This is a genomic window from Halococcus thailandensis JCM 13552 (assembly GCF_000336715.1).
Taxonomy (GTDB): Archaea; Halobacteriota; Halobacteria; order Halobacteriales; family Halococcaceae; genus Halococcus; species Halococcus thailandensis.
The window spans coordinates 1-293 of the sequence record NZ_AOMF01000012.1 but is presented as its reverse complement, the minus strand read 5'-3'; the positions used below and the strand labels follow the sequence as shown (position 1 = coordinate 293).

The 293-nt window shown below is 58.4% G+C and carries 1 protein-coding gene; it reads right to left on the bottom strand.

Annotated elements, in window-relative coordinates:
* A partial coding sequence (locus C451_RS00130; RefSeq protein WP_241431114.1) for a transposase occupies positions 1–212 on the bottom strand: 212 nt, incomplete at its 3' end.
* Between the last annotated feature and the right edge of the window lie 81 nt (positions 213–293).

Below are 293 nucleotides of genomic sequence, written 5' to 3'. Positions count from 1 at the left end.
TCAACGAGCGGTTCGAACGCCGCACTGTCGTTCCTCTTGCCGGTCTCCATCGTGATGGCGACCGGCAGCTCCGTTGCCGCATCCACCACAAGAAACACCTTGTACCCGTAGAACGATCCTTCGTGTTTCCCCCAGCTCGCACCTTCAACTTCGCCATTTTCGATCTCATCACGCGTATTCGCCCACGCCGCGATGTGCGTTCCATCGATCACGACGAACTCACCGCCATGTTCGTGATCGGCAAGCAACTCGCCGCACATCGACTGGAGGCAGTCTCGGAGTTCATCGGGATG